Consider the following 22,338-nt stretch of genomic DNA (forward strand, 5'->3'; position numbering starts at 1 on the left):
GGGGTCGCGCTTCCCCAATTTTGTCCTAAATCGCGGCTATCACGCAAAAGGCCAGTCGCGCGCCCCCCTGATCCGGCAGAGAAGGCACACGGAGCGCGGCCGGTTGTGATAGCCCGGCATCCCGTCGCGACGCCCCGATCGAGGGTCGCATCGCTTCGGGGTGCCGGGTCCTTTATGCGCCCCTCGGCGGTCCGATCGGTCAGAACGCGACCGAAAGGACCACAATCATCGCCAGCGAATAGACCAGCAATCCGCCGCCGATCAGCAAATAGTGGAAATTGCCGGCCGCCTGGGCTTTGAGCATCGCGCCCATCTGGCCGATCAGCTCGGGCCACGTGTAGCTGACGAAATCGCCTTGGGTGAACACGGCCTTGATCCGCTTCTCCGCATCCACTACCGGCAAGCGGCGGAAGCGCTCATTGGACATGATGCGCAGCCAGTCGAGCATCTGGTCCGTCTCGCGCGCGAGGCGGGGTTCGGCGGTCATCACCTCGCTCAGCTTGGTGGTCGTGGGATCGAGCCCTTTACCGACCACCTTGTTCATCACGTCGCGCTCGGTCACGACGCCGGTCACCTTTTCTTCGGGATCGACGACGACGACGCAGCCATAGTTCTTGTCAGACATCGCGGCCACGGCTTCGTGCACCGTGCTGTCGGGTCCGCGCGTCAGAGGTCTGGGCTTGCTGGTATATTCCGGCCGATCCATCAGGCGGCCGCCGGGACGTGCGTCTTCGGTCATTTCGAGCTCCTCGATCTGTCCAGGACCGATGACCTAGGCGGCCTGCCTCCGGCGTCAAAGAGCCCGCCCGCTCGCTAGGGGGTCGGCCGCTTCAGCCGCTCCCGCACCGCTTCGGCCAGAGCCAGCCCGAGACTCCGCTGCGCCTCGGCGGTGAGGTGGACGCCATCGACGGGATCGACCGCGCAGACCCGCCCGGCATCGAAGAAGCCGCATCCCAGCCGCGCCGCCTCGTCCCGCAGCGCCGGGGCGATGGCCCGGGAGCGGGCCGGCCCGCCCTGGAACATCTCCGCCAGCACGCCGGCCTCCTCGACCGGAACCGGCGCGATCAGCATCACTTCCGGCGCGCGCCCGCCCGGCCCCGCCGTCGATGCCAGCACGATCTCGGCCAGCCGCGCCGCCCCCGCGGCGATGTCCCAGCCCCGCAGCGCGAAGCGGGACTGGCAATCGTTGGTCCCCAGCATGATCATCACCAGGTCCAGCGGACGGTGGCTTTCCAACAGGGCGGGCAGGACGCGAAGGCCCGTCTTGTGCTCCCCTTTGAGCGGGTCGTCATAGACCGTGGTGCGGCCCGGATGGCCTTCGCAGACGACCTCGACATCCAGTGCGCGCTCCATGACGACGGGCCAGCGGGAGTCCCTGGGAAAGCGCCTCTCCTGTCCCAGCTCGGTCAGCGCGGGCGTGCCGTGGCTGTTGCTGTCCCCGAAGACGAGAATGGTCGTCATGACCCCTCCTGCGGTTTTCGCAAAACGCTAGCGGCGGCGTGGCGGGCTGTCACGCGCGTTGACCTCGGCGGCCCTCCCCGGCCAGATGCGCCCATGATCGATCTTGCCCCCCGCCCCTGGCTCTCCTCCACCGCCGCCGCGCGGGTGGACGCCCTGCCCCTGCCCGCCGATCCCGCGGGCCGAATCGAAGCCCTCGCCGCCGCCGCCCGCGCCACCCATGACGCGCGCTGCTTCAACCTGAACCCGGCCACGAACGTGATGAACCCCCGGGCCGAGGCGCTGCTGGCTTCGGGGATCGGCTCGCGCCCCTCGCTGGGCCATCCTGGCGAGAAATACGAGATGGGCCTCGACGAGATCGAAGAGATCGAGGTCATCGCCACCCGCCTCGCCTGCGACGTCTTCGGCGCGCCCTATGCCGAGCTGCGCGTACCGTCGGGCGCCATGGCCAACCTCTTCGCCTTCATGGCCTGCGCTCGCCCCGGCGACGCGATCGTGGCGCCGCCGGCCGAGATCGGCGGCCACGTGACCCACCACGCGGCGGGCTGTGCCGGGCTCTTCGGGCTCCAGGTGCATCCCGCCCCGGTGAATGCCACGCGCTACACCGTCGACCTGGACGGGGTGGAGACGCTGGCCCGCCGCGTGCGGCCCCGCATCATCACCATCGGCGCCTCGCTGAACCTGCTGCCCCATCCCGTGGCGGAACTGCGCGCCATCGCCGACGCGGTGGGCGCGGTGCTGATGTTCGACGCGGCCCATCTCTGCGGGATGATCGCGGGCGGGGCCTGGCCCAACCCGCTGGCGCAGGGCGCGCATGTGATGACGATGTCGACCTACAAGTCGCTGGGAGGCCCGGCCGGCGGGATGATCGTGACCAACGACCCGGAGATCGCGGAGCGGCTGGACGCCATCGCCTTCCCCGGCATGACGGCCAATTTCGACGTGGCCAAGACTGCGGCGCTGGGCGTCACCCTGGAGGACTGGCGGCGGGAGGGCGCGGAATATGCGCAAGCCATGAAAGACCTGTCCCGGGCGCTTGCGGACGCCGCGCAGGCCGAGGGGCTGGACGTCTTCCGCACGGAAGAAGGCGTGACCCAGAGCCACCAATTCGCTCTGCGCGCGCCCGCTGGCGGTCAGGCGATGGCACGGCGGCTGGAGGCGGCGGGGTTCCTGACCTCGGGCATCGGCCTACCCGAGGCGCCGGTGGCCGGTGACATGAACGGGCTCAGGCTTGGCACGCCGGAACTGGCCCGGAGGGGGGTGACGCCTGAGGACGCGCCCGCCCTCATGGGTCTCTTCGCCCGCGCGCTGCGCGAAGATCCGGCCGCCATCGCGCCGGAAACCGCATTGCTGCGGGGCCGGTTCACCGAATTGCGCTACGCAGGCTGAGGGCGGCTCACTCGGCGGCCCGCGCCGAGGCGCGGCGCTCGGACATCCAGGCGTCGAGCACCTCGACCTGTTCGGGCGAAAAGCGCAGGCCCAGCTTGGTGCGGCGCCAGAGCACATCCGCCGCCTCGCGCGCCCACTCGCGGTCCATCAGCCAGGCGACCTCGGTCCCGGTCAGCGTCGCGCCGAAATCCGGGCCCAGATCCTCGGCCGAGGTCGCACCGCCCAGCATCTCCTTGGCCTGCGTGCCATAGGCCCGGATCAGGCGCAGCGCCCAGTGATCGGTCAGGAAGGGATAGGCCTGCTTGAGCGCGGTGACCTGATCCGCCACGCCCGAGACCGGAAAATCGCCGCCGGGCAGCGGCGCGTCATGGGTCCACTGCCCCTTCTTCGTCGGCAGATGCGCCGCGATCTTCTCCAACGCGCCATTGGCGAGCTTTCGATAGGTCGTGATCTTGCCGCCGAAGACGTTGAGCAAGGGCGCCCCGGAATCCTCGACCTTGAGCACATAGTCCCGCGTCGCTGCCGTGGCCGATTTCGCCCCGTCATTGTAGAGCGGACGCACACCGGAATAGGTCCAGACGACGTCGTCCTCGGTGATCTCTTTCTTGAAATAGCCGTTGGCGAAGTCGATCAGGTATTTCTTCTCCTCGGGCGTGCAGACCGGTTTCTCATGCGGGTCGTGGTGCTCCGCGTCGGTCGTGCCGATCAGGGTGTAGTCGTATTCGTAAGGGATCGCGAAGATGATCCGCCCGTCCGAGCCCTGGAAGAAATAGCACTTGTCGTGGTCGAACAGCTTCTTGGTCACGATATGGGAGCCGCGAACGAGGCGGACTCCCTCCTTCGCGTTGGAGCGCACGACGCCCTGGATGACGTCGCCGACCCAAGGCCCGGCGGCGTTCACAAGCATCTTGGCGCGAACCTGCCCCGTCCGCTCGCCCTTGAGCGTCACGAGCCATTCGTCGCCATCGCGCTCCGCGCTGACGACGCGGGTGCGGACGTGAATATCGGCGCCGCGATCCGCCGCGTCGCGGGCATTGAGCGCGACGAGTCGGCTGTCCTCGACCCAGCCGTCCGAATATTCGAACGCCTTGACGAAGCGATCCTTGAGCGGCGCGCCCTCGGGCGTCCCCTTGAGCGAGATCGTGCTCGTGCCGGGCAGGATTTCCGACTTCGCCAGCGAATCGTACATCAGAAGGCCCGCGCGGATCAGCCAGTCGGGCCGCTTGCCCTTGAGCCAGGGCATCACCGTGCCGAGCAGCTTTGAAGTCGGCGTGCCGCCCTCGAAGCGCATGTCCTTGGAAAGCGGGAGCACGAAGCGCATCGGCCAGGAGATATGGGGCATGTTCTTGATGAGCACGTCGCGTTCGCGCAGCGCTTCGCGGACCAGGCGCACTTCCCAATATTCCAGGTAGCGCAAGCCGCCATGGAACAGCTTGGTCGAGGCCGAGGAGGTCGCGCCGGCGAGATCGCCCATCTCGGCCAGCCCGACCGTCAGCCCCCGGCCGGTCGCGTCGCGAGCGATGCCGCAACCATTGATGCCACCGCCAATGACGAAGAGATCATATGAATCGCGCAAGGCTGCCTCCCAAAAACGAACTTATACGAACAGCTACGGTTTCGTTCCTGCGCGTTCAAGCAAAAGCCTTCCCCAACGTGGCGCAGGGGCACGCGCCTGCCAAGAGACAGACGTTTGACGTGGCCACCAAGTTCCCCGATGGCGCCGCGGACGAGGCGGGCCGCCGCTCAGGACGCGGCTTTGGGCCAGACGGTGGGGAACCAATCCTCGCGCAGGCGATCGCCCGGGCGCATGCCATGGCCCGGGAATGGCGGCGAGGTCGGACCGGGCCGCGTGACATAGGTCGCGTCATCCCCGACATAGCGCAGCGAGAAGGCCCGCCGCTCGGTCTGCGCGGCGTTTCCGCGGGCGCCATGCAGCGTGTCGAAGGAGAAGGCGACGGCATCGCCGGGCGCCATCTTCCATTCCAGCACCCGCATCCCCTCCGCGTCGGGATCGGGCACCGGCAGGTAGTCGCCGGGAAAGAAGGCCTCCTCCGAGAGCCAGCGGGTCGGCAGCACCGGGCGCTCCCAGAGATGCGAGCCCGCGACGAGACGAAGCGTCGCATCCCCCACCGGGTCGAGCGGCACCCAGAAACTGACGGTCTGCCGCCCGGACACGAAGTAATAGGGCCCATCCTGATGCCAGGGCGTGGCCCGCGCGGTGCCGGGCCATTTCACCAGGACATGATCGTGGAACAGCTGGACCCGCTCCGACCCCATCAACTGCGCCGCGGCCCCCGCGATGGCGGGATCGCGGGCGGCGGCCTCGAATTGCGGAATGCGCTGCCAGTTGACGTAATCGTCGAAGAAGCGCCCCGCCTCCCCCGCCACCGTGTTTTCGGCCGCGTAGGGGCCGGGCTCGGCGAGGTTCGTCGCAACGCCCTCGCGCAGGGCTTCGACATGATCGGCAAAGAGGCCCCGGAGCACACAGGCACCATCGGCGGTGAAGGCATGGCGGGTGGCGGCGTCGATTTCCATGGGCGCAGGGTGCGCCAGCCGGCGGCCGGGCACAACTCCGTTCGCACGCAGCGCCCTGGCGGACTGAACCGAACGGTTTACCTCGCGCCGGGCCGAGGCTATCCCGAACCGTCACAGGAGGTGCGGCCATGCGGATCAGAGTGAACGGGACCGATCACGAGGTCGATTTCGAAGAGGACATGCCGCTTTTGTGGCTGCTGCGCGACGAGCTTGGCATCCACGGGCCGAAATATGGTTGCGGCATCGGACAATGCGGGGCCTGCACCGTGCATCTGGACGGAGTCGCGGTGCGCGCCTGTCAGGTCTGGGCCGCCGATGTGGGGGCGGCCGAGGTCACGACGATCGAAGGGCTGGGCACGGAGGACGCGCCACACCCCGTGCAACAGGCCTGGATCGATCTCCAGGTCGCGCAATGCGGCTACTGCCAGCCCGGTCAGGTGATGCAGGCGGCGAGCCTGCTGAACGAGACGCCCAATCCCACCGACGCGGAGATCGACGACGCGATGTCCGGCAATCTCTGCCGCTGCGCCAGCTATCCGCGCATCCGCGCCGCCGTGCGCCGCGCCGCCGGGCAGGAGGGCGCGTGATGGGCCTGGGCAAGATCGCACGCCGGAGCTTCCTGATCGGCACCGCTGCCCTCGGCGCGGGCGTGGCCTTCGGCGTTTATTCCTACCGCCGGGAGGGGGAGAACCCGCTACGCGCAGGGCTCGCGCCCGATGCGGCGGCGCTGACGCCTTACGTCCTGCTCGACCCGGAGGGCGTGACCCTCATCACGCCGCGCGCCGATGTGGGGCAAGGCGCCGCCTCGGTCCAGGCGCATCTTCTGGCCGAGGAGTTGGACGTGGACCCGGCGGAGGTCCGCCTGTCCCCGGGGCCGGCCTCGCCGGTCTATCACAACGGCAAGGTCGCGGCCGAGGGGATGCCCCTGGCGGCCTGGGATGACGGCTTCGCCGCACGCACCGGGCGGGCCGCCTCGGAGGTGGCGGGCAAACTGATGGGGCTGCACCTGACCGGCGGCTCCACCACCGTTCCGGACATGTATGACCGCTTGCGCGCCGCCGGCGCCTCCGCGCGCGAGACCCTCAAGGCGGCCGCGGCGGCGCGGCTGGGCGTCCCGGCGGAGACGCTCCGCACCGAGGGCGGGCGCGTGATCTGGGCCGAAGGCGCGCTGCCTTACGCGGAGCTGATCCCCGCCCTGGCCGAGGTCGAGGTGGTCCAGGACGTGCCGCTGCGCGATCCCTCCGACTGGCGCCATCTGGGCCGCCCGCACCGGCGGGTCGATATCGTGGCGAAATCGGTGGGCACGTTCCGCTATGGGGGCGATCTCGTACTCGAGGACATGGTCCATGCGACCGTGGTCACCAATCCGACGCGCGGCGGCGGCGTGGTTTCGATGGACGCCTCCGAGGCCGAGGCCATGCGCGGGGTCGAGGCGGTACTGCCGATCACCGACGGCGCCGCCGTGCTGGCCGACAACGACTGGCGCGCCTTCAAGGCGGCGCGGGCGCTCCGATTCGAATGGGGCGGCGCTGGCCCGCGGGACGACTCCTTGTTGGAGATGCACGCCGCGGCGCTGGACGGCGACCGCGACAGCGCCTTCACCGACGAAGGCGACGTGGATGCGGCCCCCGGCAAGCGGATCGAGGCGGAATACCGCGTCCCCTTCCTGCACCACGCGCCGCTGGAGCCCGCGACCGCGACCGTGCGTTACACCCCGGAGGCGACCGAAATCTGGGTCGCGACCCAGGCGCCGATCTTCGTGGCCGAGGCGGTCGCGCGCCTCACCGGGCAGGACCGGGAGCAGGTGACGGTCCACGTCCTGCCCGCGGGCGGCAGTTTCGGCCACCGGCTGGAGCACGAATGGGTCGAGCAGGCCACCGAGATCGCGCGTCAGGTGCCCGGCCGTCCCATCCGCCTGATGCTGAGCCGCGAACAGGACATGACCCATGGCTTCTACCGGCCGATGGCGATGGCGCGCGGGCGCGGGACCGTCGAGACCGGCCAAGTGCGGTCCCTCGATCTGGCCGTGGCCGCGCAATCCGTGGCCGAGAGCCAGCTGGGCCGGCTGGGCTATCCGGCGCTGGGCCCGGACGTGGCCATCGTCGCGGGGGCCTGGGATGCGCCCTACACCCTGCCCGACCGGCGCATTACCGGCCATCGCGTGCCCGCGACCGTGCCGGTCAGTTCCTGGCGGTCGGTCGGCGCCTCCCATAACGGGTTCTTCCTGGAGAGCCTGATGGACGAGTTGATCCACGAGGCGGGCGCCGACCCGGTCGAGGAGCGGCTGCGCCTGCTGTCCCACGCCCCCTCCCGCCGGGTGTTAGAGACAGTGGCCGAAATGGCCTCCTGGAACGGGCCGGAGGGCAAGCGGGGCGTGGCCTTCGCCTTCAGCTTCGGCGTGCCTGTGGCGCAGATCATGGAGGTCCGGGAGACGTCGCAGGGCATCGTCATGGACCGGCTCTGGATCGCCGCCGAACTCGGCCGCGTGCTGGACCCCGTCAACGCGGAGGCACAGCTGTCGGGCGGCGCGCTATTCGGCATCGGCCACGCCATCGCCGCGGAGATCACCTTCGGCGGGGCCGGGCCCGAGCAGCAGAACTTCGACACCTACGAGAGCCTGCGGCTGTGGCAGGTGCCTCAGGTGGAGGTGCGCGCCCTGGGCTCCGGCGGGTCGATCCGGGGCGTGGGCGAGCCGGGGCTGCCGCCCGCAGCCCCGGCGCTGGCCAACGCGATCTTCGCCGCCACGGGCACTCGGCTGCGGCGGATGCCGTTTTCGGCCGAAATGCGCTTCGCATGATCCCGCAGGCCGTCATTTTCGACCTCGACGGGACGCTGATCGACAGCGCGCCGTCGCTGCACCGGGCCGCGGCGGAGACCATGAAGACCCTCGGTCACCGCCCGCCCAGTCGGGCCGAGGTCGAGAGCTTCGTGGGCGACGGCGTGGGCATGCTCGTCGCCCGCTGCCTCGCCGCCGCCGGGGCGCCCGCTGACGCGGAGGACGCGGTCCGCGTCTTCCGCCAGATCTACGACGCCGACCCGCTGACCGGTGTGTTCGTGATGGACGGGGCCCGGGAGATCCTCGCCGCGCTCACGGCGCGGGGCATCCGGCTGGGGCTTTGCACCAACAAGCCGCTTGCGCCGACGCGGACCATCCTGACCGGGCTGGCCCTGGGCCCGTTCGACGCCGTGGTTGCGGGCGACAGCCTGCCCCAGCGCAAGCCGGACCCGGCCCCGCTGCGCCATGCCGTCGCCTTGCTCGGCGTCGCGCCGGCGCAGGCCGCTTATGTCGGCGACAGCCATGTCGATGCGGAGACGGCGGTGGCGGCCGAGATGCGATACCTCCATGTCGAAGGCGGCTATCTCTCCAAGCCGCTGCCTCCGGGCACGACCCGGTGCAGATCGCTCTCGGGCGCATTGGCCGAACTGTTCGATGATTGAGCAGAATTGCGCGCCGCGACTGGAAGTGCCATATTGTCGCAATAACTTACCGATAACGAGGCCCGAGCGTAAGCGGGCCCGCGATAGCTTGAGGCCATAGCCGTGAAGGAAGTCAGACAGCAGATCGCAGCCATGCCGCTGCGTTGGAAAGGCGAATCCGTCCAGGTCCTGATGGTGACGACACGGGACACCAAGCGCTGGATCGTGCCGAAGGGGTGGACCATGAAGGACGTGAAGCCCTGGGCCGCCGCCGCGACCGAAGCCATGGAAGAGGCCGGCGTCTCCGGCCATGTCGCCAAGGAAGTCTTCGGCACCTTCACCTACGACAAGCGGCTCGACAACGGAGATACCGTTCCCTGCCGGGTGCGGGTCTATCCGATGATCGTCGAGGACGAGCACAAGCGCTGGAAAGAGAAGTCCGAGCGCAAGCGCGCATGGTTCGACGTCAGGAAGGCGGCCAAGCTGGTGGACGAGCCGGAATTGGCCGATTTGCTGCGGAGCTTGGCGAAAAAGCCCAAGAAGGTTCCGGTGGTGGGGCCGATCCTGCGGCGCGCGGCCTCCTGACGAGGGCGGGGCGGGGTCTCAAAAGACGACGCTGACCCGAAAAAGGCCGGCGTCGCGGCCGGCCCCAACATCTAGCGATTGCGGGCTTTCAAACGGGTCGGAGGCCGTTGGCCCCGATCAGCGGCGACGACGGGGATCGTCGCGGACAGGGATCGGGATCACGTCAGGCTGCGGAGCAAGGGCGCCCATCACCTCGGCGAGCTTGTCCTTCAGGATATCCGTCAGTTTGGCGAGGGGTCCGCGAGTCTTGGGCATAACCGTCTCCTTCCAGACATAAAGTGGACCGACCGACCCGAGGATTCAACCTACCAAGCATATTGGGCGGGATTTTGCCGCAGTTGTGCCCATTCATGGCGCGCATCCCGCCAATTCCACCGCGCCGGACAAGCCGATCACCGTGATACGCACCTCGGACGGGTCCAGCCGCACCCGTCGCCCCCCGGCCTGCATCAACTCCGAGGAGGCGATGACGACATCCCCGTCCCGCCGCACCGCAGCGTCGGTCACCCATACGGAGGGGTAAGGGACCTCAAAGACCACCGCCTCGGGGCCGCCCAGCGCCGGCAGCGCCACCTCCGCGGTCAGTCGCAGCCCGTCGGGCGTTGGGTTCACCCGGCAGTCGGCTCGAAGCTCCGATCGTCGGGGACCATCGGCCAAGGCCGCAGCCAGATCCGGATCAGGCGCACCGCTGGATGGCAGATAGGCCTCCACCTCCAAGCGGACCGGCAGGCAGATCTCGGCGCAGACCCCCAGATCGAGCCGCCCCCGCAACACCGCCGGGCCGGGCGCCGTTTCGACGATCAGCGGCAGGACGAAGCCCCGATCATAGCCGATCGACAGGTCGCCCCCCTCGCGAAAGAGGCGCGGAACCGGCCAGATGGGCGAGACGGAGCGGACGTTCCGTGACCCGCTCCATCCCATCCTCGGGGAGATCCCGGCCGAGCCGGCACTCCGCCAGTAGGTGTACCAGCCCGGCTTCAGCCCGACGCGCAGACCGGCCACATGCCGCCCCGGCGCGTCCCGCCAACCCGGGACCGGCGTTACGGAGATCACCTGCGCGACATCGGCGACAGACTGCGCCGCAGCAGTGCCCCCCAACGCCCAGATCACGCCGGGAACGAAGCTGGCAAGTAGGGCGGCACCGCGCAGGGCTGAGAGAAAAGGCTGGATCATCGACGCTAGATAACCTCCGCCCGGGCCTCGGCCCAATCACCTCTCCGGCACCGCGACGTGAGACCGCAGCCCGACAGGGATGCAAAGGCGCGCGCGCAAAGAGGCACGTTGCCTGTCAACTTGAGTGGACATATAGATGTGTCATGACGCGCATCGAAACCTCTCTTTCGCCCCTCGCGGGCCGTCTTCTGGTGGCGATGCCATCGGTGACGGAGCGGGCGTTTCGCAAATCGGTCGCCTTGATCTGTGCCCATTCCGAGTCCGGGGCGATGGGGCTTCTGATCAATCGACCGGCGACGAACATGACGTTGCGGCGCCTTCTGAGCGAGGGCGGGATGCCGCCGCCTCAGGTGGCGATCGGCGTCCCGATCCATGCGGGGGGTCCGGCGGATATCGAGCGTCGATTCATCCTGCATTCCGAAGACTACGACCTTCCTGCGCATACGTTAAAGGTCTGTGACGGGATCTGGTTGACGCCCCATGAAGATGTTCTGATTGACATCGGCCGCGGACGCGGCCCGGCGCAAGCCTTCATCGCGATGGGGTATTGCGGCTGGGGTCCGGGCCAGTTGGAAGAAGAAATCGCGGGCGGGGCCTGGCTCACCAGTCCGGCCACACCCGACATGGTGTTCGACCTGCCCTCCGAGGACCGCTGGCCCAACAGCATGGAGCGCATGGGCATCGCGCCGTCCAGCCTGTCGATCCTGTCGGGCCACGCCTGACGGCGCGGGCCCGCAGGTCGCTCAGTTCATGCCGAGCGCTTCCTTGTACATCTCCAGAATCGCCTCTTCCTCGGCGATGTCATCGGCCTCGCGCTTCCGCAGAGCGATGATCTTGCGCATGATCTTGGTGTCGTATCCGCGCCCCTTGGCCTCGGCCATGACCTCTTTGACCTGCTCGGCGATGTCCTTCTTCTCCTGCTCCAGCCGCTCGACCCGTTCGATGAACTGCCGCAATTCGTCGGCCGTGACCTTGTAGCTGTCCGCCGGTCCGTCCTCGACTACCTTCAACTCCGCCATCTCGTCGTCTCCCGTTCTTCTTGTCTTGCCTGCGCTCGAGGGGTAGCGCCGGGCGCGACGGGGCGCAACGCGAAGGAGCGATGATGACGGCACTCGTGTGGATCGGAGCACTCCTGGCCTTGGCCGGGCTGGCGGGTCTGGGCTACTGCATCGCGGTGGCGGTTCGGGCCAAGCGCGAGGGCCTGGAGGGCCCCGAGATGGAAGCGCGGCTGCGCAAGCTGGTCGCGCTGAACCTGGGCGCGCTGGGCGTGTCGACCCTGGGCCTGATGCTGGTCATCCTCGGCGTCTTTCTCTGAGGCCGGAGGGGCGGGGCGCCCCCCGCCCTACGAGACCCGGCGCGCGGTAGGGCGAGGATTTCCCCGCCGCCCCTCAAGGCGCGGGCGGCGCCTTTTCGCCCCTGTCGAAGGCCTCCCACCCTTCGCCGGCGAAGACGTCGACGCCGAGCTGCGCGAGCACATGCGGGAAATCGACCATCACGTAATTGTCCACGATCTTGCCATCCACGACCTTCCAGAAGTCCATATAGCGGATCTCGACCCGCTTGCCCGTCGCCGCGACCCCCATGAAAGTGCCGCGATGGGTCGCCTCCTGCCGCCCGAAGGCCGCGGCCCATTCCCCCATGTAAAGGCGCGCCTCGTCGATGCAGACCTTGTCGCCGAACGCGGCCTGAAAGGGCTTCTGCCAGTTCTCCTGGAAGTCCCGAAGTCCCTGCTTCGTCCCGCAGCCCCGGTTGCCCATCCAGCGGAACCCCTCGGCGAAGAACTCCCCGATATCGGCGATACGGTGATCGTTGAGCCCGTCGACCATGGATTCGATGACACGGCGCGTCTCGTCGGTCTTGGACATGTCGGTGTCGCGGGTCAGCACCGCTTGCTCCGGTCTCGCTCCGGCCATCGATTTTCTCCTTCGTTTTCACATTAACGTGACTTGCTGCGCGACGCGGCCGCGGCTTAGGCCGCGCGCCTTCAGCGTCAACGCGGCGCCATATCGCGTGCGCGAAATTCCCCCATCTTTTCCGCTCTCTACCCTCGCCCATATCCCCCCCAGCGACGCCAAGAGGCGCGTGTTCAAAACGGAGATGATACACATGATCCGCAAGACTCTTATCGCTCTGACGGCCACTTCCGCACTGGCGGCCCCCGCTTTCGCCGACGGCCACGCCATGAAGAAAGACATCGTCGATACCGCCGCCGAAGCTGGTAGCTTCACCACGCTGCTCGCCGCCGCCGAGGCCGCGGGCCTTGTCGAGACGCTGAAGGGCCCCGGTCCGTTCACGATCTTCGCGCCCACCGACGAGGCCTTCGCCGCCCTGCCCGAAGGCACGGTCGAGAGCCTGCTTGAGGAAGAGAACCGCGACCAGCTGGTCAACATCCTGACCTACCACGTCGTCCCCGGCGCCGTGATGTCGACCGACCTGAGCGACGACATGATGGCGACCGCCGTCAACGAGGGCACGCTGACGATCGACCTCGACAACGGTGTGATGGTCAACGACGCCACCGTCGTGAGTGCCGATATCGACGCCTCGAACGGCGTGATCCACGTCATTGACTCGGTTCTGCTCCCCGAGGGCTGAGACCGACCGCGAGGGGGCTCGCCCCCCTCGCATCCCCTCAGGCGGCGATGCGTTCTCCGGTCTCCGTGTTGAAGAGATGGCAGATCGACGCCGGCACATGCGCCGAGAAGGGCGCTTTGATCTGGGTCCGAAACTCCTTGGGCGCCTTTACCGCCACGAGCGCGCCCCCGGCACGCACGGTGACCATGGTCGAATCTCCCAGCAGCTCCATCGAGTAGACCGGCGCGCCGACCTCGCCTTCCCCCTCAGCCACCGACGCATCCTCGGCCCGGAAGCCGCAGGTCACCGGACCGGACACGCCCGAGAAACCCGGGATCGAGACGCCCTCGGCCTTGAAGGTCCCGTCCACCACTTCGCCGTCCATCAGATTCATCGCCGGTGAGCCGATGAAGCCCGCCACAAAGGTATTCGCCGGGTTGTCGTAAATCTCGGTCGGCGTGCCGACCTGCTGCACGATCCCCTGCTTCATCACCACGACCCGATCGGCGAGCGTCATGGCCTCGATCTGGTCATGGGTCACGTAAATCGTCGTGACTTGGAGCTCATGGCTGAGATTCTTGATCTGCGCGCGGGTCGAGACGCGCAGCTTCGCGTCCAGGTTCGAGAGCGGCTCGTCCATCAGGAAGACCTTGGGCGTCCGCACGATCGCGCGGGCCAGAGCCACTCGCTGCCGCTGGCCGCCCGAAAGCGCGGCGGGCTTGCGATGCAGGAAATCGTCGAGCTCGACCATAGCGGAAGCGCGCCTCACCCGCTCCTCGTGCTCCTCCTCGGGAACCTTTCGGACCTTGAGCGGGAAGCGGATGTTCTCCCACACGTTCATGTTCGGGTAGAGACCATAGGATTGGAACACCATGGCCACGTCGCGGTCCTTCGGATCGAGATCGTTGACGCGGCGGCCCCCGATCAGGATGTCCCCGGAGGTCGGATCCTCCAGCCCCGCGATCATCCGCATCGTCGTGGTCTTGCCGCAGCCCGACGGCCCAAGCAGCACGAGAAACTCCCGATCCGCGATATCAAGGTCGAATTCATGCACGCCAACGAAGTCGCCCCAGCGTTTCGTGACCCGCTTCAAATTGATCTCGGCCATGGCGTCCCCCTGTTACCCGTTGCACCCTAGACAGGGCTGCACAGCCCGGGCAAGCATTTTGCAATCGTATGCAGAAGCGGAGCGGAAGATGGACGGAGAATCGCCGCGAGGCGTGCAGAACCTGCCTGTCGATGAGGCGGAGCTGCCCTATGGGACGACCGACTCCCGTCGGGACGCGCTAGCGGCACTGGAGCGGCTCGCCGCAGGAGACCTGTCCTGCCTTGCCCCCGACTCGGTCGCTCATGCCGCCCATCCCTGGGGGACGCGCCAAGGCGCCGCCGTCCCCGCGCTTTGGTCGGAGCTGCGCCACGCCCTGCCCGACTTGGAGCGGCGCGACACCCTGTTCCTCGCCGGATCGAACCAACCGGACGCGCGCTGGACCGCGCCCCGCGCGCCGCATCTGGTCGCCTGCTGCGGCAGCTATCTCGGCACCTTCCGCGAACCGCTCGCGGGCATCCCGCCCACGGGCGGCCTCGTCCGCCTGGACTACGGCGAAGCGCATCACTTCGAGGACGGCAAGCTCGTCGCCTCCTGGCTGCTCTGGGATCTGGCGGCGCTGATGATGCAGACCGGCGCCTGGCCGCTGGGCCGCCCCACCGGAACGCCGGGCCATTGGCCCGCGCCGAAGGGCGGCCAGGGCCTCCGCCTCACACCCGAGCCGGATCAGGGCAGCCTCGCCCGGGTCTTCGCCATGCATGACGCCCTGCACAGCTTCGACGGCGTCGACATCAACTCGATGGACATGCACCACTGGGCCCCGGACTTCACCTATTGGGCGGGCGGGTTCATCGGCGCGTGCCGCGGCCTCTCGGGCTTTCGGGCGCGCCACCAGATCCCCTTCCTGCGCGCCTTCCCGGACCGCCGGGGCGCAGGCCATTTCGTCCGCCTCTCGGACGGGCCCTTCGCGGTCACGGGCGGGGATGTCGCAATCACCCATACCGGCGCCGAATATATGGGCGTGCCCCCCTCGGGCCGGGCGCTGACCTTCCGGGTGATGGACTTCTACCGCTTCGATTCCGCGGGCCTCATCGCCGAGAACTGGCTCCCCAACGACACGCTGGGCCTTTTGCACCAGATGGGGCTCGACGTACTCGGCCGCATGGCCGAGCTCACCGGCGAGGGCCCGCGCCAGATCTAGCCCCCGGCGCCGTCGCCCTCACCGGCCGGCGCGCGCCACGCGCTCCCGGGCCGACGACGCCCAGCCCCCTGCCTTCTTCCCTGTAGAAATATCCCACGGGGGGTCCGGGGGGTGTGAAACCCCCCGGCGCTCTCGGCCAGACCTCCGTCAGCCGTAATGCGCCACCGGCGTCCCCGCCAAGGCGGCAACGTTCAGCAGGCCCCGGGCGGTGATCGAAGGCGTCACGATATGCGCCTTGTTCCCCATCCCCATCAGCAGCGGCCCGACCTCCAGCCCACCGGCCCGGGCCTTAAGGATGTTGCGCGTGGCGCCCGCCGCGTCGGTGGAGGCGAAGACCAGGACGTTGGCCGCGCCGTCCATCCGGTTCTCGGGCAGGAACCGCGCGCGCAGATCCGGGTCGAGCGCGGCATCGACATTCATCTCGCCCTCGTATTGGAAATCGAGTGCCATCGCGTCGAGCAGCGCCAGCGTCTCGCGCATCGTCCGGCCGGAGGCCGAGTCGAGATTGCCGAATTGCGACGCCGAACACAGCGCGATCTTCGGCTCGATCCCGAAGCGGCGGACATGGCGGGCGCAGGCAACGACCGTCTCCGCGATCTGGTCCGGCGAGGGCTGGGCGTGGACATGGGTATCGGCCACGAAGAGCGGCCCGTCCTCCAGAATGATGAGCGACAGCGCACCGACCGGGTGCAGATCCCCCTGCCCCAGCACCTCGGTCACGTAGCGCAGATGCCAGAGGAACTGGCCGAAGGTGCCGCAGATCAGCGAGTCGGCCTCGCCCCGTTGCACCATGACGGCGGCGATGGCGGTGCTGTTGGTGCGCATCACGGCGCGCGCCAGATCGGGGGCCATCCCGCGCCGGGCCATCAGCTGATGGTAGGTGCCCCAGTAGTCGCGATACCGCGGATCGTTCTCGGGGTTCACGATCTCGACGTTGCGGCCCGGCTCCAGGGTCAGCCCCGCCCGCGCGACGCGGGTGGCGATGACCTCCGGGCGGCCGATCAGGATGGGGATGTCGGTCGTCTCCTCCATGATCGCCTGGCAGGCCCGCAGCACCCGCTCATCCTCGCCCTCGGCGAAGACGATGCGGCGCTCGGCCTGGGCGGCGGCGGCGAAGACGGGCCGCATGATGAGAGCCGACTTGAAGACGCTGGCATCGAGCTGGGCCTTATAGGCGGCCAGGTCGTCGATCGGGCGGCGGGCCACGCCGCTCTCCATCGCGGCCTTGGCGACGGCGGAGGCGACAACGCCCATCAGCCGCGGGTCGAAGGGCTTGGGGATCAGATAGTCGGGGCCGAAGGTCAGCTGCTCTTCCTGGTAAGCGGCTGCGGCCTCGGCCGAGGTCGTGGCGCGGGCCAGCGCGGCGATGCCCTCGACGCAGCCGACCTTCATCGCCTCGTTGATCTCGGTCGCGCCGACATCCAGCGCGCCACGGAAGATGAACGGAAAGCAGAGGACGTTGTTCACCTGGTTGGGATGGTCGCTGCGCCCGGTGGCGATGATCGCATCGGGAGCCACGCGCCGCGCCTCGGCATAGGCGATCTCGGGGTTCGGGTTGGCCAGGGCGAAGATGATCGGCCGCTCGGCCATCTTTTCGACCATCTCGGGCTTGAGGACGCCCGGACCGGAGAGCCCCAGAAACAGGTCCGCGCCCTCGATCACCTCCGACAGCGAGCGCGGCCCGCCCGGCTGGGCGAAGGCGGCCTTTTGCGGGGTCATGTCCTCCTCCCGGCCCTCGTGGACGAGACCGGCGAGGTCGCAGAGCCAGACATTCTCGCGCTTGACCCCGAGCGTCAGCAGCATGTTCAGGCAGGCGATGCCCGCCGCGCCGCCGCCGGTCGAGACAACCTTGATGTCCTCCCAGTTCCGCTCCGTCAGCTTGAGCGCGTTCAGCGCCGCCGCGCCCACCACGATGGCGGTGCCGTGCTGGTCGTCGTGGAAGACGGGAATGTTCATCCGCTCGCGGCAGATGCGCTCGACCACGAAGCAGTCGGGGGCCTTGATGTCCTCCAGGTTGATCGCGCCGAACGTCGGCTCCAGCGCGCAGACGATCTCGGCGAGGCGCTCCGGGTCGGCCTCGTTCAGCTCGATGTCGAAACAGTCGATATTGGCGAATTTCTTGAACAGGACGGCCTTGCCCTCCATCACCGGCTTGGAGGCCAGCGCGCCGATATTCCCCAGCCCCAGCACCGCCGAGCCGTTGGTGACGACCGCCACCAGGTTACCGCGCGCGGTGTAATCGGCCGCCGCGTCCGGGTTGGCGTGGATCGCGTTGGAAGCCTCGGCCACGCCCGGCGAATAGGCGCGGGCCAGGTCGCGCCCGTTCGCAAGCGGCTTGGTCGCCCGGATCTCCAGCTTTCCGGGTTTCGGATAACGATGGTAGTCCAGCGCGGCCTCGCGCAGGGCCGCGTGCTGGTCTTCGGTGCGCTCTGTCATTGGGCCCTCCTGCCTCTCGGCCTCCTCGTAGCACCGGCAGAAGCCGGGGGTCGACCGTTGTCCTTTCGCGTGATCCTATGCCCCCATGCAAGACGAGACCGAGATCGTGCTGGCTGCCCCCGATTTCGGGGCCGAGTTGGCGTTCTGGACCGGGCGGGGCTGGCGGCTCGACGCAATCTGGCCCGCCGACGACCCGGCGGTGGCGCGGCTGGGCGGCACCCCGCGCCTGCGGCTGGAGCGGGCGGCCGAGGGCCGGGTGACGCTGCGCCAGTCCGAAGGGGAGGCCGCGACCTCGCCCGCCGGGCACCGAATCGAAATCGGGCCGGCCGTGCCGGAGCAGGCCATGCCGCCGGTGCAGACCGGGTTCGGCTTGCGCCGGCTGGCCGATGGCGCCCCCTGGGTGATCGGGCGGGCGGGCATGCACTACCGCGATCTGGTGCCCGACCGGCTAGGGGGCGCGATCATCGCCTCCCATATCCGCATCCCGGATGGCGGGCCGGTGCCGGACATGATCCATTACCACACGATCGGGTTCCAGCTGATCTGGTGCTATCGAGGCTGGGTCGACCTCGTCTACGAGGACCAGGGTCCGCCCTTCCGCCTGACCGCCGGGTCTTGCGTCATCCAGCCGCCGGAGATCCGGCACCGAGTGCTCCACGCCTCGGACGGGATCGAAGTGGTGGAGATCGGCGTGCCGGCCGTCCACGTGACCACCATCGACCATGCGATGGAACTGCCCAACGGGCCCGCGGTGCCCGGGCGGCGGTTCCAGGGGCAGACCTTCGTTCACCACCGGGCGGAGGGCGCGGCTTGGACCCCGTCGGAGCTCAGCGGGTTCGAGGCCCGCGAGACGGGGATTTCGGAGGCGACAGGCGGCGTCGCCGGCGTGCGCGTCTTGCGGAGCGACGGGCGCCCGGCGCGGCTCACGCCCGAGGCGGAGATCCATTTCGTCTTCGTTCTGGAGGGCGGCCTGACCCTGGAGCGGGCGGGCACGAGCCATCCCGTCGCGCCCGCGGACGCCTTCGTCCTGCGCCCCGGAGAGACGGTGGAATTGACCGACATTCAGCCGGGGACGGAATTGCTGGAAGTGACCCTGCCGGGACGCTAGCCCCAGGCGTCCCTTCGGACCATGCCAACGCCTCCGGCTCCGCCGGATCGGCCCCTCAGGCGTCCAGGCCGCGGCGCATATCGGGGGGCAAAAGCTCCTCGAAGGGCTGGGTCATCCGGCGGCTCTCGGCGATGCAGAGCAGGATCTGGTTGCGGGTCAGCGCCCGTCCCTCGATATGCCGGAAATCGGTCGCGTTGGTGAGATAAAGACCCACCGCCGAGATCACCTGCTTGTCCGACAGCTCCATCGCCTCGCGCAGATACCAGGCAGTCACCTCCGCCTCGGTCCGGCCGAGCAAGGCGGCGTGATCGGCCGCCCACCCGTTCGGGCAGAGCCCACCTTCGAAGTCCACACCGATCACCGCCTTGCGCAAGGCATCCTCAGTCAGCACAACCGGCGCCAGCGTCGCTTGCGCCACCGTCACGCCCAAGGCCAAAGCCATCCCGGCCAGTCCCATCGCCATGCAAAGCGCCTCCGTTCGTGAGGCGTCCTGCAGTTGCGCCCGCAGGCTCGCCGTCATTCGCTTCACCGCACCGGCCAAAGCCCCGGTCAAAGACCGTTCTCGGGACTCGGGGCGGGAAACATATGTCATTCGTACGGCACCAGGGGGTAAACGTGTCCGATTTGGCACGAGAATGGGGCCAAATTGTGGCATATTCGCCGGGTCTCTTTTCGCTATCCTGGACAATACTTCGTTCAATCAGGATTTGTCGCCGCAGCGCGCGAGCCCCATGGTCAAATGCGGCGCGGCGGTGTCTTAGGAGCGCATGTCGCTCTGGATCGTCGCCACCCTCTTCGCAGCCGCAATCCAGGCGGTCCGATTCTACCTGCAAAAGCGCATCTCCAGCGCGGGGCTCGGCCCGGTCGCGGCGACCTTCGCCCGCTTCGTCTACGCCCCTCTCCCCATCGCGCTGGGGATCGCGGCCTGGGCCGTGACCACCGGCGGGGACCTGCCCGGCATCGGCGCCGGGTTCTGGCCCTTCGCCATCGCGGGCGGCATCGCGCAGATCCTGGCGACGATCTGCGTCGTGGCCCTTTTCGCGCGGCGCAACTTCGCGGTAGGGATCGCCTTTTCCAAGACCGCCGTCCTGCTGACGGTGGTGACGGGCTTTCTGCTGCTCGGGGAGTTGGTGACCTGGGTGGCGCTGGCGGCGATGGCCGTGGGCTTCGTCGGCGTGCTGCTTCTCTCGCTGCCCGAGGGCCGTGGGCTGCGCGCCAACCCGTTCAACATCGCCTCGGCGCTGGGGCTGGCCTCGGGGGTGTTCTTCTCGATATCGGCGGTGGGCTATCGGGGCGCGTCGCTCGCCATCGAGACGGACGCGCCGCTCTTGCGGGCGGCGATGACGCTTTGCTTCGTGACGCTGCTCCAGACGGCGCTGCTGGCCGCGTGGCTCGCCTGGCGGGACCGGGCCGGGCTGATCGCCGTGTTCCGCAGCTGGCGGGCGACGGCGCTGGTGGGGCTGACCTCGATGCTGGGCTCGCTGGGCTGGTTCACGGCCTACACGCTCCAGACGGCGGCCTATGTGAACGCGGTCGGTCAGGTCGAACTGATCCTCTCGATGCTGATCTCCCGTTTCGCCCTGGGGGAGCGGCAATCGCCCCGCGAACTGACGGGAATCGTCCTGGTGGGCGTCAGCGTCGTCGGGCTGATCCTGCTGGGCGCTTGACCGTCAGAGCCGGGAGAAGACCGAGCTTTCGCCCGAATTGTCGAAGAACGGCACGCCTTGCGGCTCGGCGCCCTCGGCGATGGCGGCGATCTCGGCCAGGACGACTTCGGTAATGAAGGGCATGTCCAGCGCCCGAGCCTCGGCCACCGGAACCCAGTGGAGGTGGCTCAGCTCGTCCTCGGCGGCGGAGAAATCGTCCGGGTCGCCGATCAGAGCCTCGGCCGGGGCGAGCAGGAAGCGCGCGTCGAAGCGCCGGGGCCGCCCCGGCGGCGTGATCGCACGGAAGACGAAGCGGAGTGCGCCCGCATCGGGCGCATGACCGGCAAAGCCCGGCCAAGGCGGGCTGACCTCCGAGGGTGTCGCAACGATCTGGCCAGTCTCCTCGGCTAGCTCGCGCAAGGCGGCCGCCGCCAGCGCCTCCGGCGACAGCGCGCTACGCGCCGACAGTGCAGCGTGGACCGGAGCGCTGAGCGGCCGCCCGAGCTGAACCTCGGCATCGGCCGCGTCCACCGCGCCGCCCGGAAAGACGAACTTCGATGGCATGAACGCCGCCTTGGCCCCGCGCTGCCCCATCAGGACGGCCGGGCCCGACGGCCCCTGCCGCAGCAGCACGATCGTCGCCGCGTCCCGGATCGGCACCGCGCTCACGGGTGACCGAATCCGTGCATCCGGTTGGCCCATTGAACGCTGACGATCAGCCCTTTGAGCCGTGGCAGGAACCACAGCGACAGGGCCGTGGCGGAGACCATGAAGATCGCCATGAAGGTGTAGGGGTCCGGCTCGAAGCGGACATAGAACCACAGCATCGCCGGGCCGATGATATGTCCGACGATCAGCAGCGTCAGATAGGGCGGGCCGTCATCGGCGCGGTGATGATACAGCGCCTCGCCGCAGACGGGGCAGTTGTCGCGCACCTTCAGGTAGCCCTGCATCATGGGGCCGGAGCCACAACACGGGCAGCGGCGGCGGAAGCCGCGCAAGATGGCCTGCCGCGTCGGCCGTTCGGCCGTCGGGTCCGACGGGCAGAGCGCCGGATCGACGCTGTCGGATTGCGGGCTCGGAGGGGAGAGATCACGCATGGCGAGTTCCTTTCGTACGCCCTCTACCTTGGCCCGCGCGTCGCTTCCAGGCGACAGGTTGGCACTGGGAAAAAAAGACGCGGAGGGGGCGACGGAATCGGCGCGGCCCCGCGTGTGAAGAGGGACGGTGCCGGAGAGGACGGCCCGCGCGATGCAACAAAGGACGCGATCATGACAATTGACCCTCTTTTCAAGCGCCTCATTCCCGGACTTGCCGCCGGTGCGGCCATGCTGACCCTGACCTCCATGGCGGATGCGGCCGGCCCGCGCCCCGCCTTCTCGGAGGTGGATGCCAATGGCGATGGCGCGGTGACGCAGGATGAGCTGCGCGCCCTTGCGCGGGGCCGTGGCCGCGACAGGCTGGCCGCCGCCGATGCCGATGGCGACGGCGTGCTGACGCGGGACGAAGCGCTGGCGGCCGCGCAGGAGCGTGCCGCGGACCGGGTGAACCGCATGTTCGACCGGCTCGACACCGACGGCGATGACGCTCTCACCGAAGCGGAGCGCATGGCCGGCCGCGAGGCGCACGGGGACCGGATGCGCCATGGCGGCGGGCGGATGTTCCAGCGGGCCGACGCGAACGGCGATGGCAGCATCGACTCGGCCGAGTGGGACGCGCTCCCCCGTCGGCGCTAAGCTCGAATGGGGGCGGCCTGGACCGCCCCCTGATC

Annotated in this window: 25 protein-coding genes; 12 read left to right on the forward strand and 13 right to left on the reverse strand. The window is 68.8% G+C overall.

The genetic code is table 11. From position 1 onward, the window contains the following. Positions 1 to 199: 199 nt before the first annotated feature. Both DTQ71_RS06950 and DTQ71_RS06955 read right to left on the reverse strand, forming a co-directional pair. Positions 200 to 739, reverse strand: coding sequence for a CBS domain-containing protein (locus DTQ71_RS06950; protein WP_109563543.1), 540 nt, complete (start codon positions 737 to 739; stop codon positions 200 to 202). A 74-nt stretch (positions 740 to 813) separates the two neighbouring features. After that, positions 814 to 1,461, reverse strand: coding sequence for an SGNH/GDSL hydrolase family protein (locus DTQ71_RS06955; protein WP_109563544.1), 648 nt, complete (start codon positions 1,459 to 1,461; stop codon positions 814 to 816). Between the two features lie 93 nt (positions 1,462 to 1,554). Between DTQ71_RS06955 and DTQ71_RS06960 the strand changes: the two genes are divergently transcribed. Then, on the forward strand, positions 1,555 to 2,847 hold the full coding sequence (locus DTQ71_RS06960; RefSeq protein WP_109563545.1) for a serine hydroxymethyltransferase: 1,293 nt from the start codon (positions 1,555 to 1,557) through the stop codon (positions 2,845 to 2,847). Between the two features lie 7 nt (positions 2,848 to 2,854). Here DTQ71_RS06960 and glpD read toward each other — a convergent pair whose 3' ends face one another. Further along, positions 2,855 to 4,423, reverse strand: a complete 1,569-nt coding sequence (gene glpD / locus DTQ71_RS06965) for a glycerol-3-phosphate dehydrogenase (protein ID WP_109563546.1) — start codon at positions 4,421 to 4,423, stop codon at positions 2,855 to 2,857. Positions 4,424 to 4,590: 167 nt separating this feature from the next. Next, on the reverse strand, positions 4,591 to 5,382 hold the full coding sequence (locus DTQ71_RS06970) for a phytanoyl-CoA dioxygenase family protein (RefSeq protein WP_109563547.1): 792 nt from the start codon (positions 5,380 to 5,382) through the stop codon (positions 4,591 to 4,593). Between the two features lie 128 nt (positions 5,383 to 5,510). Here DTQ71_RS06970 and DTQ71_RS06975 point away from each other — a divergent pair, with 128 nt between their 5' ends. From DTQ71_RS06975 to DTQ71_RS06990, 4 genes are all read left to right on the forward strand, one after another. Then, entirely contained in the window at positions 5,511 to 5,969 is a 459-nt protein-coding gene (locus DTQ71_RS06975) for a (2Fe-2S)-binding protein (RefSeq protein ID WP_109563548.1), read from the forward strand. Continuing rightward, positions 5,969 to 8,179: a xanthine dehydrogenase family protein molybdopterin-binding subunit gene (locus DTQ71_RS06980; RefSeq protein WP_109563549.1), complete on the forward strand. Its 2,211-nt coding sequence runs from the start codon at positions 5,969 to 5,971 to the stop codon at positions 8,177 to 8,179. Before DTQ71_RS06975 ends, DTQ71_RS06980 begins: the two co-directional genes overlap by 1 nt. After that, a complete protein-coding gene (locus DTQ71_RS06985) occupies positions 8,176 to 8,820 on the forward strand; it encodes an HAD family hydrolase (RefSeq protein WP_109563550.1) in 645 nt (214 codons plus the stop codon). The genes DTQ71_RS06980 and DTQ71_RS06985 overlap by 4 nt, the downstream gene beginning before the upstream one ends. Before the next feature lie 102 nt (positions 8,821 to 8,922). After that, complete coding sequence (locus DTQ71_RS06990; RefSeq protein WP_245947297.1) at positions 8,923 to 9,384, forward strand: NUDIX hydrolase; 462 nt, start codon at positions 8,923 to 8,925, stop codon at positions 9,382 to 9,384. A gap of 117 nt (positions 9,385 to 9,501) precedes the next feature. Here DTQ71_RS06990 and DTQ71_RS23415 read toward each other — a convergent pair whose 3' ends face one another. After that, on the reverse strand, positions 9,502 to 9,639 hold the full coding sequence (locus DTQ71_RS23415; RefSeq protein WP_170125323.1) for a hypothetical protein: 138 nt from the start codon (positions 9,637 to 9,639) through the stop codon (positions 9,502 to 9,504). 93 nt (positions 9,640 to 9,732) lie between these two features. Further along, positions 9,733 to 10,557 carry a protein-disulfide reductase DsbD domain-containing protein gene (locus tag DTQ71_RS06995; protein ID WP_109563552.1) on the reverse strand — a complete coding sequence of 275 codons (825 nt, stop codon included), beginning with the start codon at positions 10,555 to 10,557 and terminating at the stop codon, positions 9,733 to 9,735. Between the two features lie 143 nt (positions 10,558 to 10,700). On the opposite strand from DTQ71_RS06995, the gene DTQ71_RS07000 reads away from it, so the two are divergent. After that, a complete protein-coding gene (locus DTQ71_RS07000) occupies positions 10,701 to 11,279 on the forward strand; it encodes a YqgE/AlgH family protein (RefSeq protein ID WP_109563553.1) in 579 nt (192 codons plus the stop codon). A 21-nt stretch (positions 11,280 to 11,300) separates the two neighbouring features. Here the strand turns inward: DTQ71_RS07000 and DTQ71_RS07005 are convergent, their stop codons facing one another. Next, the gene (locus tag DTQ71_RS07005; protein ID WP_172500045.1) at positions 11,301 to 11,576 is read right to left on the reverse strand and encodes a DUF2312 domain-containing protein; all 276 of its coding nucleotides are present in this window, start codon (positions 11,574 to 11,576) and stop codon (positions 11,301 to 11,303) included. An 83-nt stretch (positions 11,577 to 11,659) separates the two neighbouring features. Here DTQ71_RS07005 and DTQ71_RS07010 point away from each other — a divergent pair, with 83 nt between their 5' ends. Next, on the forward strand, positions 11,660 to 11,872 hold the full coding sequence (locus tag DTQ71_RS07010; protein WP_109563780.1) for a hypothetical protein: 213 nt from the start codon (positions 11,660 to 11,662) through the stop codon (positions 11,870 to 11,872). Between the two features lie 73 nt (positions 11,873 to 11,945). Here DTQ71_RS07010 and DTQ71_RS07015 read toward each other — a convergent pair whose 3' ends face one another. Continuing rightward, positions 11,946 to 12,470 carry an ester cyclase gene (locus DTQ71_RS07015; RefSeq protein WP_109563554.1) on the reverse strand — a complete coding sequence of 175 codons (525 nt, stop codon included), beginning with the start codon at positions 12,468 to 12,470 and terminating at the stop codon, positions 11,946 to 11,948. A 193-nt stretch (positions 12,471 to 12,663) separates the two neighbouring features. On the opposite strand from DTQ71_RS07015, the gene DTQ71_RS07020 reads away from it, so the two are divergent. After that, the gene (locus tag DTQ71_RS07020; RefSeq protein WP_109563555.1) at positions 12,664 to 13,152 is read left to right on the forward strand and encodes a fasciclin domain-containing protein; all 489 of its coding nucleotides are present in this window, start codon (positions 12,664 to 12,666) and stop codon (positions 13,150 to 13,152) included. 37 nt (positions 13,153 to 13,189) lie between these two features. Here the strand turns inward: DTQ71_RS07020 and DTQ71_RS07025 are convergent, their stop codons facing one another. Next, positions 13,190 to 14,239: an ABC transporter ATP-binding protein gene (locus DTQ71_RS07025; protein WP_109563556.1), complete on the reverse strand. Its 1,050-nt coding sequence runs from the start codon at positions 14,237 to 14,239 to the stop codon at positions 13,190 to 13,192. An 88-nt stretch (positions 14,240 to 14,327) separates the two neighbouring features. Between DTQ71_RS07025 and DTQ71_RS07030 the strand changes: the two genes are divergently transcribed. Next, entirely contained in the window at positions 14,328 to 15,377 is a 1,050-nt protein-coding gene (locus DTQ71_RS07030) for an ester cyclase (protein WP_170125324.1), read from the forward strand. 147 nt (positions 15,378 to 15,524) lie between these two features. Here the strand turns inward: DTQ71_RS07030 and DTQ71_RS07035 are convergent, their stop codons facing one another. Further along, a complete protein-coding gene (locus DTQ71_RS07035; protein WP_109563558.1) occupies positions 15,525 to 17,813 on the reverse strand; it encodes an NADP-dependent malic enzyme in 2,289 nt (762 codons plus the stop codon). 85 nt (positions 17,814 to 17,898) lie between these two features. Here DTQ71_RS07035 and DTQ71_RS07040 point away from each other — a divergent pair, with 85 nt between their 5' ends. After that, the gene (locus DTQ71_RS07040; RefSeq protein WP_109563559.1) at positions 17,899 to 18,921 is read left to right on the forward strand and encodes a cupin domain-containing protein; all 1,023 of its coding nucleotides are present in this window, start codon (positions 17,899 to 17,901) and stop codon (positions 18,919 to 18,921) included. A 55-nt stretch (positions 18,922 to 18,976) separates the two neighbouring features. On the opposite strand, the gene DTQ71_RS07045 is transcribed toward DTQ71_RS07040, so the two are convergent. Continuing rightward, positions 18,977 to 19,441: a hypothetical protein gene (locus tag DTQ71_RS07045; protein ID WP_146204811.1), complete on the reverse strand. Its 465-nt coding sequence runs from the start codon at positions 19,439 to 19,441 to the stop codon at positions 18,977 to 18,979. A gap of 247 nt (positions 19,442 to 19,688) precedes the next feature. Between DTQ71_RS07045 and DTQ71_RS07050 the strand changes: the two genes are divergently transcribed. After that, positions 19,689 to 20,588: a DMT family transporter gene (locus DTQ71_RS07050; protein WP_109563561.1), complete on the forward strand. Its 900-nt coding sequence runs from the start codon at positions 19,689 to 19,691 to the stop codon at positions 20,586 to 20,588. A 3-nt stretch (positions 20,589 to 20,591) separates the two neighbouring features. Here DTQ71_RS07050 and DTQ71_RS07055 read toward each other — a convergent pair whose 3' ends face one another. Further along, positions 20,592 to 21,269, reverse strand: coding sequence for an NUDIX domain-containing protein (locus DTQ71_RS07055; RefSeq protein ID WP_109563562.1), 678 nt, complete (start codon positions 21,267 to 21,269; stop codon positions 20,592 to 20,594). Next, a complete protein-coding gene (locus DTQ71_RS07060) occupies positions 21,233 to 21,667 on the reverse strand; it encodes a DUF983 domain-containing protein (protein WP_109563563.1) in 435 nt (144 codons plus the stop codon). The genes DTQ71_RS07055 and DTQ71_RS07060 overlap by 37 nt, the downstream gene beginning before the upstream one ends. 171 nt (positions 21,668 to 21,838) lie before the next feature. On the opposite strand from DTQ71_RS07060, the gene DTQ71_RS07065 reads away from it, so the two are divergent. Continuing rightward, a complete protein-coding gene (locus DTQ71_RS07065) occupies positions 21,839 to 22,303 on the forward strand; it encodes an EF-hand domain-containing protein (protein WP_109563564.1) in 465 nt (154 codons plus the stop codon). Positions 22,304 to 22,338 lie beyond the last annotated feature (35 nt).

The sequence above is a fragment of the Jannaschia seohaensis genome (genome assembly GCF_900116765.1).
In the GTDB taxonomy this organism is placed as follows: domain Bacteria; phylum Pseudomonadota; class Alphaproteobacteria; order Rhodobacterales; family Rhodobacteraceae; genus Jannaschia; species Jannaschia seohaensis.

Coding starts and splice junctions, on each gene's coding strand:
- DTQ71_RS06950 (WP_109563543.1), bottom strand. CDS start 739: ATGACCGAAGACGCACGTCCCGGCGGCCGCCTGATGGATCGGCCGGAA.
- DTQ71_RS06955 (WP_109563544.1), bottom strand. CDS start 1,461: ATGACGACCATTCTCGTCTTCGGGGACAGCAACAGCCACGGCACGCCC.
- DTQ71_RS06960 (WP_109563545.1), top strand. CDS start 1,555: ATGATCGATCTTGCCCCCCGCCCCTGGCTCTCCTCCACCGCCGCCGCG.
- DTQ71_RS06970 (WP_109563547.1), bottom strand. CDS start 5,382: ATGGAAATCGACGCCGCCACCCGCCATGCCTTCACCGCCGATGGTGCC.
- DTQ71_RS06975 (WP_109563548.1), top strand. CDS start 5,511: ATGCGGATCAGAGTGAACGGGACCGATCACGAGGTCGATTTCGAAGAG.
- DTQ71_RS06980 (WP_109563549.1), top strand. CDS start 5,969: ATGGGCCTGGGCAAGATCGCACGCCGGAGCTTCCTGATCGGCACCGCT.
- DTQ71_RS06985 (WP_109563550.1), top strand. CDS start 8,176: ATGATCCCGCAGGCCGTCATTTTCGACCTCGACGGGACGCTGATCGAC.
- DTQ71_RS23415 (WP_170125323.1), bottom strand. CDS start 9,639: ATGCCCAAGACTCGCGGACCCCTCGCCAAACTGACGGATATCCTGAAG.
- DTQ71_RS06995 (WP_109563552.1), bottom strand. CDS start 10,557: ATGATCCAGCCTTTTCTCTCAGCCCTGCGCGGTGCCGCCCTACTTGCC.
- DTQ71_RS07000 (WP_109563553.1), top strand. CDS start 10,701: ATGACGCGCATCGAAACCTCTCTTTCGCCCCTCGCGGGCCGTCTTCTG.
- DTQ71_RS07005 (WP_172500045.1), bottom strand. CDS start 11,576: ATGGCGGAGTTGAAGGTAGTCGAGGACGGACCGGCGGACAGCTACAAG.
- DTQ71_RS07010 (WP_109563780.1), top strand. CDS start 11,660: ATGACGGCACTCGTGTGGATCGGAGCACTCCTGGCCTTGGCCGGGCTG.
- DTQ71_RS07015 (WP_109563554.1), bottom strand. CDS start 12,470: ATGGCCGGAGCGAGACCGGAGCAAGCGGTGCTGACCCGCGACACCGAC.
- DTQ71_RS07020 (WP_109563555.1), top strand. CDS start 12,664: ATGATCCGCAAGACTCTTATCGCTCTGACGGCCACTTCCGCACTGGCG.
- DTQ71_RS07025 (WP_109563556.1), bottom strand. CDS start 14,239: ATGGCCGAGATCAATTTGAAGCGGGTCACGAAACGCTGGGGCGACTTC.
- DTQ71_RS07030 (WP_170125324.1), top strand. CDS start 14,328: ATGGACGGAGAATCGCCGCGAGGCGTGCAGAACCTGCCTGTCGATGAG.
- DTQ71_RS07035 (WP_109563558.1), bottom strand. CDS start 17,813: ATGACAGAGCGCACCGAAGACCAGCACGCGGCCCTGCGCGAGGCCGCG.
- DTQ71_RS07040 (WP_109563559.1), top strand. CDS start 17,899: ATGCAAGACGAGACCGAGATCGTGCTGGCTGCCCCCGATTTCGGGGCC.
- DTQ71_RS07045 (WP_146204811.1), bottom strand. CDS start 19,441: ATGACGGCGAGCCTGCGGGCGCAACTGCAGGACGCCTCACGAACGGAG.
- DTQ71_RS07050 (WP_109563561.1), top strand. CDS start 19,689: ATGTCGCTCTGGATCGTCGCCACCCTCTTCGCAGCCGCAATCCAGGCG.
- DTQ71_RS07055 (WP_109563562.1), bottom strand. CDS start 21,269: ATGGGCCAACCGGATGCACGGATTCGGTCACCCGTGAGCGCGGTGCCG.
- DTQ71_RS07060 (WP_109563563.1), bottom strand. CDS start 21,667: ATGCGTGATCTCTCCCCTCCGAGCCCGCAATCCGACAGCGTCGATCCG.
- DTQ71_RS07065 (WP_109563564.1), top strand. CDS start 21,839: ATGACAATTGACCCTCTTTTCAAGCGCCTCATTCCCGGACTTGCCGCC.